Genomic DNA, 12,995 nt, shown 5'->3' on the forward strand with positions numbered 1-12,995 from the left:
CGGGAACCGCCGTGTAGTCCATCCCTGTTCTGGTTCCGAAGGCAGACTGCGGACGGACCACGGGCGCCTGTGTCATACCTGAGGATGACGAGCGACCCTGACGGGCGTTCGCGTCGGGAACAGGTGGAGCGTCCTCGTTTGGACGGTGAAATTCCGTCATTCCGTATGCGCCGCCGACCGCCGCGCGCAAGGCTATTGGCAAGTGCGGATGGCGCGTACCGCGGGCTGATGCACCCTCAGACATCAATAAAATAAGACAACATCGGTCCGCCCGTCCGCTGTTCGGGGGACGTATCCCGATAGGCTCGGAACCTCGATGCGGAAGCCCATGGCCTGCCCAGATGGTGGAATGCAGACACGGCGAGCTTAAACCTCGCTGCCCCTTCGCGGGCGTGCCGGTTCAAGTCCGGCTCTGGGCACTTCCGACTCTTCTTTCTGTGTTCAACCTCCCTTCAAGAGTTGACCCCGATTCAACGGTTGGCGCACAACCGTTGACAGTGGGCGCGCGCCGTCGGAGACTCGCGTCAGGCAATGGTGAATAAAACTTCACTACACGAACACGCGAAGGGAAGCGACCGATGCGCACCACCGTCGGCATCATCGGAGCGGGCCCCGCCGGCCTCCTCCTCGCCCGGCTGCTCCACAACGCCGGCATCGACTCGGTCGTCCTGGAGAGCCGCGACCGCGCCTACGTCGAGCACCGCCAGCGCGCCGGGATCCTGGAGCAGGGCACGGTCGACGTGCTGCGCGCGGGCGGCGCCGGGGAGCGGATGGACCGCGAGGGCCTGCGGCACGACGGCATAGAACTGCGCTACGACCGCAAGCGCCACCGCGTCGACTTCCCCGCCCTCACCGGCGGCCGGTCCGTGATGGTCTACGCCCAGACCGAGGTCTGCAAGGACCTCATCGCCCTCCAACTCAAGGAGGGCGGCCCGCTGTTGTTCGAGGCGGAGGCGCTCGCGGTGGAGGGCGCCGACACCGACAGCCCGCGCGTGCGCTTCCGCCACGAGGGCGTGGAGGACGTCCTCGAATGCGACTACGTCGTCGGCTGCGACGGCTTCTGGGGCGTGTCCCGCAAGGCGATCCCCGCCGAACTGACCCGGGTCTTCGAGCGGACGTACCCCTTCGGCTGGCTCGGCATCCTGGCCGACGTCGCCCCCTCCCACGACGAGTTGGTCTACGCCCGCCACGACCGCGGCTTCGCCCTGCTGTCCATGCGCTCCCCGTCCGTCTCCCGCCTCTACCTTCAAGTGCCCGAGGGCACCGACGCCGAGGAATGGAGCGACGACCAGATCTGGACGGAGCTGGAGCGCCGCTTCGAGACCGCCGACGGCTGGCGCCTGGAGCGCGGCCCCATCACCCAGAAGTCCGTCACGCCCATGCGCTCCTACGTCCACGAGCCCATGCGCCACGGCCGTCTGTTCCTGGCCGGGGACGCGGCGCACATCGTGCCGCCGACGGGTGCGAAGGGCCTGAATCTGGCCGTCGGCGACGTCGTCACCTTCGCGCGGGCACTGACGTACGAGAGGGAGACGGGCTCGTCGGAGCTGCTCGACGGCTACTCCGCCACCTGTCTGCGCCGCGTCTGGCAGGCCGAGCGGTTCTCCTACGACATGACGACGCTGCTGCACCGCGCCCCCGACGCCACGCCCTTCGAGGACCGGCTCCAGCTGGCGCGGCTGGAGCGGATCGCGGGGTCGAGGGCCGCCGAGACGGACCTCGCCGAGGCGTACACCGGGTTCCCGTTCGGGTGAGCGCGTGCCGGGGCCGGGCGAGTGATCTCCGATCGATTCCGGCCACGTACCAGGTTCGTCATGAATGAGCCCCTCCGTGGCTGGGAATCACCCGGCCGCGTAGCGTGTTGCGCACCACGACGAGGGAAAGATCCTCCCCAAGCACTAGGGTCAATCCTTTGCCTACCTATTACTCTTGAGCCAAGGCCGCGCACGGCGGCCATGGAGGAGTGAAATGAGGAGCAGCAACCCGGTCTTCTCGCGACGGGGGTTCAGCCGCGACAACGGCTACGCGGGCTTCAACACCGCGCCGCAGGCCGGGGGCGCCGCTGTCGGCACGCAGGGCAACCCGTACGCCCAGCCGCAGGCCGGCAACCCGTACGCCCAGAACCCGTATGCCCAGCAGGGCGTGCAGTACGGCGCGCCGCCGCAGGCCCCGGCCGCCACCGGCCGGATGACGATCGACGACGTCATCCTGCGCACCGGCACCACGCTCGGCACGCTGATCGTCACGGCCGCGCTGGCCTGGGCCCTGCTGCCGGTCGACGACGCGCACATCAGCCGGTCCTACGGCATTGCCATCGGCGCCGGTCTGATCGGCATGGTGCTGGCGCTCGTGCAGTCCTTCAAGCGCAAGGCCTCGCCCGCGCTGATCCTGTCGTACGCCGCGCTGGAGGGTGTCTTCCTCGGCGTCGTCTCCAGCGTCGTCGACAACCGCATCGCCAGCGGTGCGGCCATGCAGGCGGTGATCGGCACGATGGCGGTCTTCGCCGCGGTGCTGGTCGCCTACAAGGCCGGCTGGATCCGCGTCAACCGCCGGTTCTACGGCTTCGTGATGGCGGCCGCACTCGGCTTCATCCTGCTCATGGCGGTCAACCTGCTGTTCGCCGTCTTCGGCGGCGGTGACGGCCTCGGCTTCCGCAGCGGCCCGCTCGGCATCGTCTTCGGTGTCATCGGCATCCTGCTCGGCGCCGCGTTCCTCGCCCTGGACTTCAAGCAGGTCGAGGACGGCATCGCCTACGGCGCGCCGCGCGAGGAGGCCTGGCTCGCCGCCTTCGGCCTCACCATGACGCTGGTGTGGATCTACATGGAGTTCCTGAGGCTCATCTCGATCCTCAACAACGACTGATCTGCGACGGTTGTGCAGCAAAGGGCCCCGGGTCTCCCGGGGCCCTTCGTCGTCTGCGCGCGCCTAGAGGAATTTGCGCGCCGCCCTCCTCAGGTCGTACTCATGGACGATCGCCTTCGCGTGGCCGTACGCGAGGTCGTATTCGTGGCGGAGCCAGCTGACCTTCTCCTCGAAGCGGATGAGAGCCGGTCCTTCTTCTACGGTGCGGAGCCAGTCGGAGACTTCACGACCGGTGCAGTGGGGGATGCGGGCGAGCATGTTGCGGTGGGTCTCCTCGGAGAGGACGTGGGACATCGGCGCCTCCGGACGCAAAGGGGATGTAAGCCGGTCCTTCAGGTCACCGTGCCTGAGCGTTCGCCCGTTGGCAACAGTCGCGTACGCTCACGGCGTGGTTGATACGACGCGTTTGACCCGGGCCGTGGATCACTTCGCCGACCGTTTGAGGGCGGCGCCGCAGAGTCGGCTGCAGAGAGGTGCGGCGACGGAGGCTCTGCGGCTGGCCCGGGAGTTGGCTCGGTGGGCGCAGGTTCTGGAGGCGCCGGGGGGTGAGCCTCGGGAGATGCCGGATGCGGGGATGTTTGCCGCGGCGGATCAGATCACCGTCGCCGTGCATGATCTGGCGGTGGTCCTTGAGACCGAAGCCGACGTTTCCGAAGCGGTGCGGTTGGTGGAGGAAGCGCAGAAGCGGGCGGGGGTCTGAGGCTCGCGGGCGGCTGCGGGCTTGTGGGGGGGCTTGTCGCGCCCACGCGGCGGAGCCGCAAATCGATACAGCCCCGCGCCCCTGAAGGGCGCTGCGTTCACCGGCGCTGCAGAGCTACAGGCTCGCTATGACCCTGTCCGCCAGGATGTAGACGTTCTCCTCGCCGCACGCGAAGGTCAGGGTGTACGCGCCCGAGACTCCCGAGCCGCCCAGCAGGACCGGGGTGTCGCCCGCTCGCAGGGCCGTGGCGAGGCGTTCGGCCGTTTCCCGGTGGCCCGGGGTCATGCAGAGGGTGGTGCCGTCGGCGAAGACGTAGACGTCGAGGGTGCCCAGCGGGCCGGGGCGGACGTCGGTCAGTTCGGTGGCGGAGGCGGCCAGGTCCTCAAGGGTGGCGACCGTGCGCTCGTGATCGTTCACGGCCGGTGACTGCACCGGGACGAAGTCCGGGTGGGAGGGGTGGCGGCGGCGGGCCGCGGCCAGTTCGGGGGACTCCCCGGCGAACTCGTCCGTGTCCGCGGTCGGCTCGGTGACCGGCTCCAGGTGCTCCAGGCCCGCGAAGTCGGCCTGGCGGGGCAGGAAGAGCTCGCTGTCGGACAGGCCCAGCAGCGTGGGCGAGTCGGAGGCGTCACGGGACTCCTGGGCGGCCCAGAAGGCGCGCGCCTCGGCAAGCTCCCGCTCACGCTCCTCGGCGAGCGCCTCTGCCACCGCGGCGCGTATCTCATCGGCGTCGGCGGAGAGGCGGGCCTGCGGGACGAGACCGCGGGCCGCTGCGGCGTTGTTCTGTGCCAGCTCGGTGTGCAGGGCCGCGACCTGTCGGCGCAGCACCATGAGGGTGCGCAGGACGGCGACGCCCACGGCGCCGGTGGCGGCCGTGGTGAGCAGCAAGGCGATCGGCATGGCGCTCACTGACGTACTCCCGGTTCAAAGTCGACCCCCGACTTCCTACATCAGCTTGAAGGGCGGACTATCCAGCTGTCAGTGCGTAACGTCACGAAACGGACAGGACTTTGGGCCTGGGGTTTGGTGGTGCAACGGCTCTGAGCTGCGTAAATCCCTCCGCGGAGGGAGATAGGTCACATCCTGGGGGAGATTGGATCACAAAACGGCCCAGAACCATGGAGTTTTCCGGGTTCTGGGCCATTGGCTCACGGTGGGTCGTGAGTTGACTACTGAGAGGTCTGCGTCGAGGGGCTCAGCTGAGGCGCTCGATGACCATCGCCATGCCCTGGCCGCCGCCGACGCACATCGTCTCCAGGCCGAACTGCTTGTCGTGGTGCTGGAGGGAGTTGATGAGCGTGGTGGTGATGCGGGCGCCGGTCATGCCGAAGGGGTGGCCGACGGCGATGGCGCCGCCGTTGACGTTCAGCTTGTCGATGTCGATGCCCAGGTCGCGGTAGGAGGGGATCACCTGGGCGGCGAACGCCTCGTTGATCTCGACCAGGTCGATGTCGTCGATGGTGAGGCCGGCGCGGCGCAGGGCCTGCTGGGACGCCTCCACCGGGCCGAGGCCCATGATCTCGGGGGACAGGCCCGAGACGCCGGTCGACACGATGCGGGCGAGCGGGGTGAGGCCGAGCTCGCGGGCCTTGGTGTCGGACATGATGACGAGCGCGGCGGCGCCGTCGTTGAGCGGGCAGCAGTTGCCGGCGGTGACGAGTCCGTCGGGCCGGAAGACCGGCTTCAGGCCGCCGACGGCCTCCATGGTGACGCCGGCGCGCGGGCCGTCGTCCTTGCTGACCACCGTGCCGTCGGGGAGGGTGACCGGCGTGATCTCGCGCTCCCAGAAGCCGTTCTTGATGGCTTCCTCGGCGAGGTTCTGGGAGCGGACGCCGAACTCGTCCAGTTCCTGGCGGGTGATGCCCTTCATCCGGGCGAGGTTCTCGGCGGTCTGGCCCATGGCGATGTAGGCGTCCGGGACCAGGCCGTCCTCACGCGGGTCGTGCCAGGTCGTGCCCTCCTGCTCGGCGACCGCGGCGGTACGGGCCTCGGCCTCGGCGAAGAGCGGGTTGTGGGTGTCCGGGATGCTGTCGGAGTTGCCCTTGGTGAAGCGGGAGACCGTCTCGACGCCGGCCGAGATGAAGACGTCGCCCTCGCCGGCCTTGATGGCGTGCAGGGCCATGCGGGAGGTCTGCAGGGAAGAGCTGCAGTACCGGGTGATGGTGCAGCCCGGGAGGTGGTCCATGCCCATCTGTACGGCGACGATCCGGCCGAGGTTGTTGCCCTGCTCGCCGCCCGGGAGGCCACAGCCGAGCATCAGGTCGTCGATGTCGCGGGGGTCCAGCTCGGGGACCTTGGCGAGGGCGGCCTGGATGATGGTGGCGGTCAGGTCGTCCGGGCGCAGGTCTTTCAGGGAGCCCTTGAAGGCGCGGCCGATGGGGGAGCGGGCGGTCGAGACGATCACGGCTTCGGGCATCACGGCTCCAGTGGCTTACCGGGGGCAGGGCTGTGTGGGAAGTTACCCGTACGTACGAGTCAGGTCACGGGCATGGCGATGTGACCCTCACCGCAATTTTCTAAGCGCTTGCTTTCCTCGCCCCGGACTCTCCCCCGAGCTCTCTCCCGAGCTCTCTCCCGGACTCCCTCCCGAGCGCTCTCAGGAAGACGGTGTCGCCGGGGTCCGGTCCGGCTCCGGTACGCGCCGACGGCGCCTGCGCTTGAGCAGTGCCCATGGCCCCTTCGGCCCCGTCGGCATCGCTGCCGTGACCTCCGTACCCGCCTCCGAGGCGGCCTCGGCCGCGGCGCGGGCGACCGGGAGGAAGCCCTCGCGGCGGGTGACGTCGGGGCGCTCCTCCTCGGCCGGCCAGAGACCGAGGGCCGCGCAGACCGTGGGGAGCACCGCCATCGCCGCCGTGGCGTAGCCCTCCGCCGAGGGGTGGTAGTTGTCGGGGCCGAAGAGTTCACGTGGGTTGGCCGCGAACTCCGGGCCGAGCAGGTCGCCCAGCGACACCGTGCGGCCGCCCTGTTCGACCACGCCGATCGTCTGGGCGGCCGCCAGCTGGCGTGAGGCGCGCCGGGCCAGCCAGCGCAGCGGTTGCTGGACCGGTTCGATCGTGCCGAGGTCGGGACAGGTGCCGACCACCACTTCCGCACCGGCCGTGCGCAGCCGCCGTACCGCCGCGGAGAGGTGACGGACCGAACGCGTCGGCGGCATCCGGTTCGTGACGTCGTTCGCGCCGATCATGATCACGCAGATCTCGGGCACCAACGCGGGATCGGCGAGCACCAGGGCCACCTGGCGGTCCAGGTCGTCCGAACGGGCCCCCGGCAGCGCCACGTTGCGGAAGTCGACCGGCCGTTCCGCCACCGCCGCCAGCCCCGACGCCAGCAGCGCGCCCGGCGTCTCCTGCGCCCGGTGCACACCCTGGCCCGCGGCCGTCGAGTCACCCAGCATCGTCAGCCGCAGCGGCGGCTCACCGGGGGTGTCGTACGTGCGGCCGTACCGTCCGTCGGCGCTCGGTACGTGGTTGCTCGTGCCGTTGCCCACATGGCGCCTGGCCAGCCGGACCTCGGCGAGGACGACACCGACGGCCGCCGCGCCGACCAGGCCGATCCCGCCTCCGCCGTACGCGGCGCCCGCCGCGATCCGCCGGGCCACCCGCGCCCTCGACATGCTCGTCATGCGTCGCAGCCACCTCCTCGAAGCCGTACATCCACTGCTTGCCCCGCACGGACCGTGGCCCAATCCCAACGGCGCGTGAACGACCTTCACGGGCCCGTGCGGGCCACCGGGCCTTAGGCTGGCGGAACCACTACGACCACATCTTTTTGCAGCTACCGGAGACAACGGTGCATTTCCACGATTCGATGATCAGTCTCGTCGGCAACACCCCGCTGGTGAGGCTCAACAACGTGACCAAGGGCATCCGGGCGACCGTCCTGGCCAAGGTCGAGTACTTCAACCCGGGCGGCTCCGTGAAGGACCGCATCGCCCTGCGCATGATCGAGGCCGCGGAGGAGAGCGGCGCGCTCAAGCCCGGCGGCACGATCGTCGAGCCGACCAGTGGCAACACCGGTGTCGGGCTCGCCATCGTGGCCCAGCAGAAGGGCTACAAGTGCATCTTCGTGTGCCCCGACAAGGTGAGCACCGACAAGATCAACGTCCTGCGGGCGTACGGGGCCGAGGTGGTCGTGTGCCCCACCGCGGTGGATCCCGAGCACCCGGACTCCTACTACAACGTCTCCGACCGGCTCGTGCGCGAGACGCCCGGCGCGTGGAAGCCGGACCAGTACTCCAACCCCAACAACCCCCTCTCCCACTACCACTCCACCGGCCCCGAGCTGTGGGAGCAGACGGCGGGGAAGATCACCCACTTCGTGGCGGGCGTGGGCACCGGCGGCACCATCTCCGGCACCGGCCGCTATCTGAAGGACGCCAGCGACGGCAAGGTGCAGGTCGTGGGCGCCGACCCCGAGGGCTCCGTGTACTCCGGCGGATCCGGACGGCCGTATCTCGTCGAGGGCGTCGGTGAGGACTTCTGGCCCACCGCCTACGACCGGACCGTCGCCGACGAGATCGTCGCCGTGTCCGACAAGGACTCCTTCCAGATGACCCGGCGCCTGGCCCGCGAGGAGGGCCTGCTGGTGGGCGGCTCCTGCGGCATGGCCGTCGTCGCCGCGCTGAAGGTCGCCGAGCGGCTCGGGCCCGACGACGTGGTGGTCGTCCTCCTCCCCGACAGCGGCCGCGGCTACCTCAGCAAGATCTTCAACGACGAGTGGATGGCCGACTACGGCTTCCTGGAGGACGAGGGCCCGAACGCGCGCGTCGGTGACGTCCTCAACGACAAGGAGCACGGCGCCATCCCGTCCCTCGTCCACATGCACCCGGACGAGACGGTCGGTCAGGCCATCGAGGTGCTGCGCGAGTACGGCGTCTCGCAGATGCCGATCGTGAAGCCGGGCGCCGGTCACCCGGACGTGATGGCCGCCGAGGTCGTCGGGTCCGTCGTCGAGCGGGAGCTGCTCGACGCCCTGTTCACCAAGCGGGCCTCGCTCGACGACCCGCTGGAGAAGCACATGTCGGCCCCGCTGCCGCAGGTCGGCTCCGGTGAGCCGGTCGGCGACCTGATGTCCGTACTGGGCGCGGCCGACGCGGCGATCGTCCTCGTCGAGGGCAAGCCGACCGGTGTGGTCAGCCGGCAGGACCTGCTGGCGTTCCTCGCCAAGGGCGGGAAGTAGCGGCAAACCTGCGGTGAACGGGCCGTGTCCGCGGCGAACTTGCGGTGACCGGGGCCGCCCGGGCTGTCGCGGAACTGGTACGAGCGCGACACGTTCACGCAGCACCCGCTTAACACGGGTCCGGCACATTAGTGGGTGTCGGCAGGGCGGGAGCGGCTCCCCGCCCCAGCCGGCGCCGAACGTCCAAGGACCTCCGGAGCGGCTCCCGGACCTCCATGGACGCCACGGACGCGCAGCCCGGTCCTGACCCGGCACGCGTCCCTCGCGGGGACCGCCGTCGTCCCGCCCCCCGGCAACGGGGGTGCGGCGGTCCCCGCGCAAATCTCTTTCAGCGGCCGGGACTGGACGCCCAGCTTCCCAGCAGCGCCAGCCTCTCGACTGTCTCCGAACCCGGCTCCGGCGTATAGACGACGAGCGTCTGTTCCGGTGTCTCCGGGAGCGTCAGTGACTCGTACGGCAGGGTCAGCAGGCCCGCGACCGGGTGCTGGAGGCGTTTCACCCCGTACATACAGGCCTTGACCTGGTGGTCGGCCCACAGGCGGCGGAACTCCTCGCTCTTGAGGGAGAGTTCGCCGACGAGCTCGCGCACGCCGCGGTCGTCGGGGTGGGCGCCCGCGCTCAGCCGCAGGTTGGCGACGGTCTGGGCGGCGACCGCGGCCCAGTCGGGGTAGAGGTCGCGGCCCTCGGGTTCGAGGAAGAGCTGGCGGACGACGTTGCGCCGGTCGGGGGCCATGCGGCCGAAGCCGTTCAGGGCGTCGGCGAGGGAGTTCCAGGCCAGTACGTCCATGGCGGGGCCGAGGACGAAGGCCGGGGTGCGCTCGATGCTGTCCAGCAGCAGCTGGATGCCGGGGCGGACACGTGGCGCGCTGCGGCGGCGCTCGCCCTTCTTCGACGGCCGGGCCACCGCGTGCAGATAGGCGTGCTCGGTCTCGTCCAGCCGCAGGACACGGGCGATCGAGTCCAGCACGGCGTCCGAGACTCCCCCAGACTTCGTCCGGGAGGTGCCCCCAGGCCCGCGGCCCTGCTCCAACCGGATGTAGTAGTCGACGCTCACCCCGGCCAGCTGCGCCACCTCCTCGCGGCGCAGCCCGGGCACCCGGCGCCGGCCGTAGGAGGCCAGCCCCACCTCCTCGGGCTGGATGCGGGCGCGGCGCGAGCGCAGGAAATCTCCGAGGTCCCCGTTCATGGGTTCGATCGTAGGGGAGCCGTCGACGCGGAACCTGGTACTGGCAGACCCAGGAAAAGCTCATCCCTGGGTAAGGCGGCCCGGGCGGCCGAGGGTGGTGGACGAGGCCGGGGGGACGCCCCGGCGGACCACCCATCCGAGGAGCACCTCCATGTCGTACGAGAACCTGGCCGGACGTACCGCCGTCGTCACCGGGGCCGCCAGCGGGATCGGCGAGGCCGTCGCCGTGCTGCTGGCCGCGCAGGGGGCGAAGGTCGCGCTGCTCGCGCGGCGCGGTGAGCGGCTGGAGTCGATCGCCGAGAAGATCCGGGCCGAGGGCGGAGAGGCGCTGGCCGTGGTCGCGGACGTCACCGACGACGCGTCCGTGGCCGCCGCGGTGGACCGGATCCACGACGCCTACGGGACCGTCGATCTGATCGTCAACAACGCCGGCGTCATGCTGCCGAACCCGATCGCGGACGCACGCGTCGACGAGTGGCAGCGGATGCTCGACACCAATGTCATGGGTGTCCTGCGCGTCATCGGTGCCCTCGCCGACGACCTGACCGGCGCCGCCGCCGAGGGCCGCAGCGCGGACCTGGTGAACGTCTCGTCCATCGGCGCGCATGTCACCGGCTTCACCAACTACGCCGTGTACGGGGCGACGAAGGCCGCCGTCACCCATCTCTCGGCACTGCTGCGAGGCGAGTTCGGGCCGCGGGACGTGCGGGTCACCAACATCGAGCCGGGGTTGACCCAGAGCGAGCTCGCCTCGCACATCGACAACGACGGTCTGCGGGAGCAGGTCGGCGGGATGGTCGAGGCGATGGGTGCGCTGGCGGCCGGGGAGATCGCCGATCTCGTCGCCTACGTCACCAGCCGCCCCCGGCACATGAACCTGCGCCAGGTCGTGGTGCTGCCGACCCGGCAGGCGTGAGCGCCCCGGCCGGTCGGGAGGCTCAGTCCTCCCAGCGGTCCTCGTCCTTGGCCGACCTGCGGCGCCAGCCCCGGAACAGACCGGGGTTGGTGCGGGCCGCCTGGACGACGTTGACGCCGACGATGCCGATCCAGGTGACCAGCAGGCCGGGCAGATGGGCGGTGCCGGCGCCGATCGCGGACAGCGGGACCGCCAGGACCAGCGAGACGATGCCGAAGCCGAACCGCTCGCCGAAGGAGTCCGTCGGCCTGGGCGACCGCGCGCCCCTGGCCACCGTCATCTGCTGCTCGGCCAGCTGCCGCCGCATCCGGCGCTCGACCGCCCCGTCGATGCGCTGGTCGACCTTCTCCATGAACGAGTCGACCAGCGCGGACTCGTACTCCTCACCCAGCTCCCTGCGGGCCTGCAGAGAGGCATTGAGTTCCTTCTTGAGCTCGGTGTCCCGCGCGTCCATTCCCGTCATGAGCCCACGGTAGGCAGCGGGGCCGACGGCTGCACTGGGGATAGCCCCCCTGTTCGTAAGGGGGTGCGCCGTCACTTCACCAGTCCGTGCTCCTTCGCGTAGGCGTTCGCCACGTCCTCGGGGTCCTTCTTGTCCTTGTCGACCTGCCGGTTCAGTTCGGTGAGCTGGGCGGTGGTCAGGGTGTTGCCGAGGCGGGCGAGGGCCTTGCGGACGGTGGAGTCGGCCTTGCGGTCGGCGATCAGGGGGACGACGTGCTGGCCGGGGATGAGGTTCTTGGGGTCGGTCAGCACCACCCAGCCGTTGGCCTGGATGTCCGTGTCCGTGGTGAAGAGGTTCGCCACGTCCACGTCGCCCTTCTTCAGGGCGCCCTTCACGAGTGGTCCGGAGGAGTCCAGTGACTTGAACTCCTTGAACTCGACCCCGTAGACGTCCTTGAGGCCGACCGCGCCGACCTCTCGCTTCTTGACCTCGGGCGCCGCCCCGATCACCAGCTTGCCGTTCTGCTTCGTCAGGTCGGCGAGGGAGGTCAGGCCGTACTTCTCGGCCGTCTCGCGGGTGACGACGAAGGCGTCCGAGTCCTCGGCCATGCCGTACGGCAGCACCTGGAGGCCGCTCGGGAGCGCGATGGTGAGGGCGTTCTGCATCTCGCCCTCCTCCGTCGCCGTCGCCTTGGGGGCGACGTAGTGCAGCAGGGCGCCCTGGTACTCGGGGAGCAGGTCGATGTCGCCGCCCTTGAGCGCGGGGATGAGGATCTCGCGGGTGCCGAGGTTGGGGCGGACGGTGACCTTCACTCCGGCCGCGTCGAGTACGGCGGCGTAGAGGTAGCCGAGCACCTGGTTTTCGGTGAAGTTGGCGGTGCCGATGGTGAGGCCGCCCTTGCTGGAGCCGCCGCCGGACCCGGCGGAGCCCCCGCCTTCGAGGGAGGTGATGCCGCTGGAGCAGGCGGCGAGGGCGGGGACGGAGGCGGCTGCGAGGAGGCCGCCGAGGAGCGTGCGTCGGTTCATCGAGTGACGGTTCATCGAATGGTCCCTAGGCAGTGCGGTGGCGGAAGAGGAAGCGCTGGAGGCCGGACAGGGCCAGGTCGAGGAGCACGGCGACCACGGCGACGAGCACCGCCCCGCCGAGCACCTGCACCAGGTCGCGTTGGGCCAGGCCGTCGAAGACGTAGCGGCCCAGGCCGCCGAAGGAGACGTACGCGGCGATGGTGGCCGTGGCCACGACCTGGATCAGTGCCAGGCGCAGGCCCGTCATGATCAGCGGGAGGGCCAGGGGCAGCTCCACCTGGAGGAGGACCTGGTGACCGCGCATGCCCTGGCCGCGCGCCGCGTCCTTCACGTCCGGGTCGACGGCCGTCATCCCCGCGTAGGTGTTGGTGACGATCGCCGGGACCGCGAGGGCGACCAGCGCGACGTAGACCGGGAGCATGGACAGTCCGCCGGCCAGGAAGACCAGCACGACCAGGCCTACGGTCGGCAGGGCGCGGCCGAAGGACGCGAGGTTGATCGCGAGGAAGGCGCCCTTGCCGGTGTGGCCGATCAGCAGGCCGAGGGGGAGGCCGATCGCCGCCGCGATGAGCGTGGCGAGCAGGGAGTACTGGAGGTGTTCGGCGAGGCGGTGCGCGATGCCGTCCGGGCCGGTCCACTGCTCGCTGCCGACCAGCCAGGCGCCGAGGTTCTTGAAGAGTTCGTACATG

At 70.2% G+C, this 12,995-nt stretch carries 13 protein-coding genes and 1 tRNA gene; 6 read left to right on the plus strand and 8 right to left on the minus strand.

Going from position 1 to position 12,995, the window contains the following annotated elements:
* Window positions 1-335 precede the first annotated feature (335 nt).
* From POF73_RS13355 to POF73_RS13365, 3 genes are all read left to right on the plus strand, one after another.
* Window positions 336-419, plus strand: a tRNA-Leu gene (locus tag POF73_RS13355).
* A gap of 159 nt (window positions 420-578) precedes the next feature.
* Window positions 579-1,754, plus strand: coding sequence for a 4-hydroxybenzoate 3-monooxygenase (locus POF73_RS13360; protein ID WP_272114905.1), 1,176 nt, complete (start codon window positions 579-581; stop codon window positions 1,752-1,754).
* Between the two features lie 214 nt (window positions 1,755-1,968).
* Entirely contained in the window at window positions 1,969-2,862 is an 894-nt protein-coding gene (locus tag POF73_RS13365) for a Bax inhibitor-1/YccA family protein (protein ID WP_272114906.1), read from the plus strand.
* Window positions 2,863-2,925: 63 nt separating this feature from the next.
* Here the strand turns inward: POF73_RS13365 and POF73_RS13370 are convergent, their stop codons facing one another.
* Window positions 2,926-3,156: a DUF4287 domain-containing protein gene (locus POF73_RS13370; protein ID WP_272114907.1), complete on the minus strand. Its 231-nt coding sequence runs from the start codon at window positions 3,154-3,156 to the stop codon at window positions 2,926-2,928.
* Window positions 3,157-3,250: 94 nt separating this feature from the next.
* Between POF73_RS13370 and POF73_RS13375 the strand changes: the two genes are divergently transcribed.
* On the plus strand, window positions 3,251-3,562 hold the full coding sequence (locus POF73_RS13375; protein WP_272114908.1) for a hypothetical protein: 312 nt from the start codon (window positions 3,251-3,253) through the stop codon (window positions 3,560-3,562).
* Window positions 3,563-3,676: 114 nt separating this feature from the next.
* Here POF73_RS13375 and POF73_RS13380 read toward each other — a convergent pair whose 3' ends face one another.
* The 3 genes from POF73_RS13380 to POF73_RS13390 all read right to left on the minus strand — a co-directional run bounded on the left by POF73_RS13380 (window position 3,677) and on the right by POF73_RS13390 (window position 7,181).
* A complete protein-coding gene (locus POF73_RS13380; protein WP_272115030.1) occupies window positions 3,677-4,459 on the minus strand; it encodes a hypothetical protein in 783 nt (260 codons plus the stop codon).
* A 295-nt stretch (window positions 4,460-4,754) separates the two neighbouring features.
* Window positions 4,755-5,975 carry an acetyl-CoA C-acetyltransferase gene (locus POF73_RS13385; RefSeq protein ID WP_272114909.1) on the minus strand — a complete coding sequence of 407 codons (1,221 nt, stop codon included), beginning with the start codon at window positions 5,973-5,975 and terminating at the stop codon, window positions 4,755-4,757.
* 180 nt (window positions 5,976-6,155) lie between these two features.
* Window positions 6,156-7,181 carry an SGNH/GDSL hydrolase family protein gene (locus POF73_RS13390; protein ID WP_272114910.1) on the minus strand — a complete coding sequence of 342 codons (1,026 nt, stop codon included), beginning with the start codon at window positions 7,179-7,181 and terminating at the stop codon, window positions 6,156-6,158.
* Window positions 7,182-7,348: 167 nt separating this feature from the next.
* On the opposite strand from POF73_RS13390, the gene POF73_RS13395 reads away from it, so the two are divergent.
* The gene (locus POF73_RS13395; RefSeq protein ID WP_272114911.1) at window positions 7,349-8,737 is read left to right on the plus strand and encodes a cystathionine beta-synthase; all 1,389 of its coding nucleotides are present in this window, start codon (window positions 7,349-7,351) and stop codon (window positions 8,735-8,737) included.
* Between the two features lie 328 nt (window positions 8,738-9,065).
* On the opposite strand, the gene POF73_RS13400 is transcribed toward POF73_RS13395, so the two are convergent.
* Window positions 9,066-9,923, minus strand: coding sequence for a helix-turn-helix transcriptional regulator (locus POF73_RS13400; protein WP_272114914.1), 858 nt, complete (start codon window positions 9,921-9,923; stop codon window positions 9,066-9,068).
* 151 nt (window positions 9,924-10,074) lie between these two features.
* On the opposite strand from POF73_RS13400, the gene POF73_RS13405 reads away from it, so the two are divergent.
* Entirely contained in the window at window positions 10,075-10,839 is a 765-nt protein-coding gene (locus POF73_RS13405; RefSeq protein WP_272114915.1) for an SDR family oxidoreductase, read from the plus strand.
* 22 nt (window positions 10,840-10,861) lie between these two features.
* Here the strand turns inward: POF73_RS13405 and POF73_RS13410 are convergent, their stop codons facing one another.
* The 3 genes from POF73_RS13410 to POF73_RS13420 all read right to left on the minus strand — a co-directional run bounded on the left by POF73_RS13410 (window position 10,862) and on the right by POF73_RS13420 (window position 12,994).
* Window positions 10,862-11,302, minus strand: a complete 441-nt coding sequence (locus POF73_RS13410; RefSeq protein WP_272114916.1) for a hypothetical protein — start codon at window positions 11,300-11,302, stop codon at window positions 10,862-10,864.
* Between the two features lie 71 nt (window positions 11,303-11,373).
* Window positions 11,374-12,306 (minus strand): ABC transporter substrate-binding protein, encoded by a 933-nt coding sequence (locus POF73_RS13415; protein WP_272114917.1) that lies wholly within the window; start codon window positions 12,304-12,306, stop codon window positions 11,374-11,376.
* A gap of 25 nt (window positions 12,307-12,331) precedes the next feature.
* Entirely contained in the window at window positions 12,332-12,994 is a 663-nt protein-coding gene (locus tag POF73_RS13420; RefSeq protein ID WP_272114918.1) for an ABC transporter permease, read from the minus strand.
* Window position 12,995: the final 1 nt, after the last annotated feature.

It is taken from the genome of Streptomyces sp. HD (assembly GCF_028369295.1).
In the GTDB taxonomy this organism is placed as follows: Bacteria; Actinomycetota; Actinomycetes; order Streptomycetales; family Streptomycetaceae; genus Streptomyces.

What these genes read in the sequence shown, in the direction of transcription:
- POF73_RS13400 (WP_272114914.1), bottom strand. Translation starts at nt 9,923, where the DNA reads ATGAACGGGGACCTCGGAGATTTCCTGCGCTCGCGCCGCGCCCGCATC.
- POF73_RS13370 (WP_272114907.1), bottom strand. Translation starts at nt 3,156, where the DNA reads ATGTCCCACGTCCTCTCCGAGGAGACCCACCGCAACATGCTCGCCCGC.
- POF73_RS13380 (WP_272115030.1), bottom strand. Translation starts at nt 4,459, where the DNA reads ATGCCGATCGCCTTGCTGCTCACCACGGCCGCCACCGGCGCCGTGGGC.
- POF73_RS13415 (WP_272114917.1), bottom strand. Translation starts at nt 12,306, where the DNA reads ATGAACCGACGCACGCTCCTCGGCGGCCTCCTCGCAGCCGCCTCCGTC.
- POF73_RS13420 (WP_272114918.1), bottom strand. Translation starts at nt 12,994, where the DNA reads ATGTACGAACTCTTCAAGAACCTCGGCGCCTGGCTGGTCGGCAGCGAG.
- POF73_RS13385 (WP_272114909.1), bottom strand. Translation starts at nt 5,975, where the DNA reads ATGCCCGAAGCCGTGATCGTCTCGACCGCCCGCTCCCCCATCGGCCGC.
- POF73_RS13405 (WP_272114915.1), top strand. Translation starts at nt 10,075, where the DNA reads ATGTCGTACGAGAACCTGGCCGGACGTACCGCCGTCGTCACCGGGGCC.
- POF73_RS13390 (WP_272114910.1), bottom strand. Translation starts at nt 7,181, where the DNA reads ATGACGAGCATGTCGAGGGCGCGGGTGGCCCGGCGGATCGCGGCGGGC.
- POF73_RS13410 (WP_272114916.1), bottom strand. Translation starts at nt 11,302, where the DNA reads ATGACGGGAATGGACGCGCGGGACACCGAGCTCAAGAAGGAACTCAAT.
- POF73_RS13365 (WP_272114906.1), top strand. Translation starts at nt 1,969, where the DNA reads ATGAGGAGCAGCAACCCGGTCTTCTCGCGACGGGGGTTCAGCCGCGAC.
- POF73_RS13360 (WP_272114905.1), top strand. Translation starts at nt 579, where the DNA reads ATGCGCACCACCGTCGGCATCATCGGAGCGGGCCCCGCCGGCCTCCTC.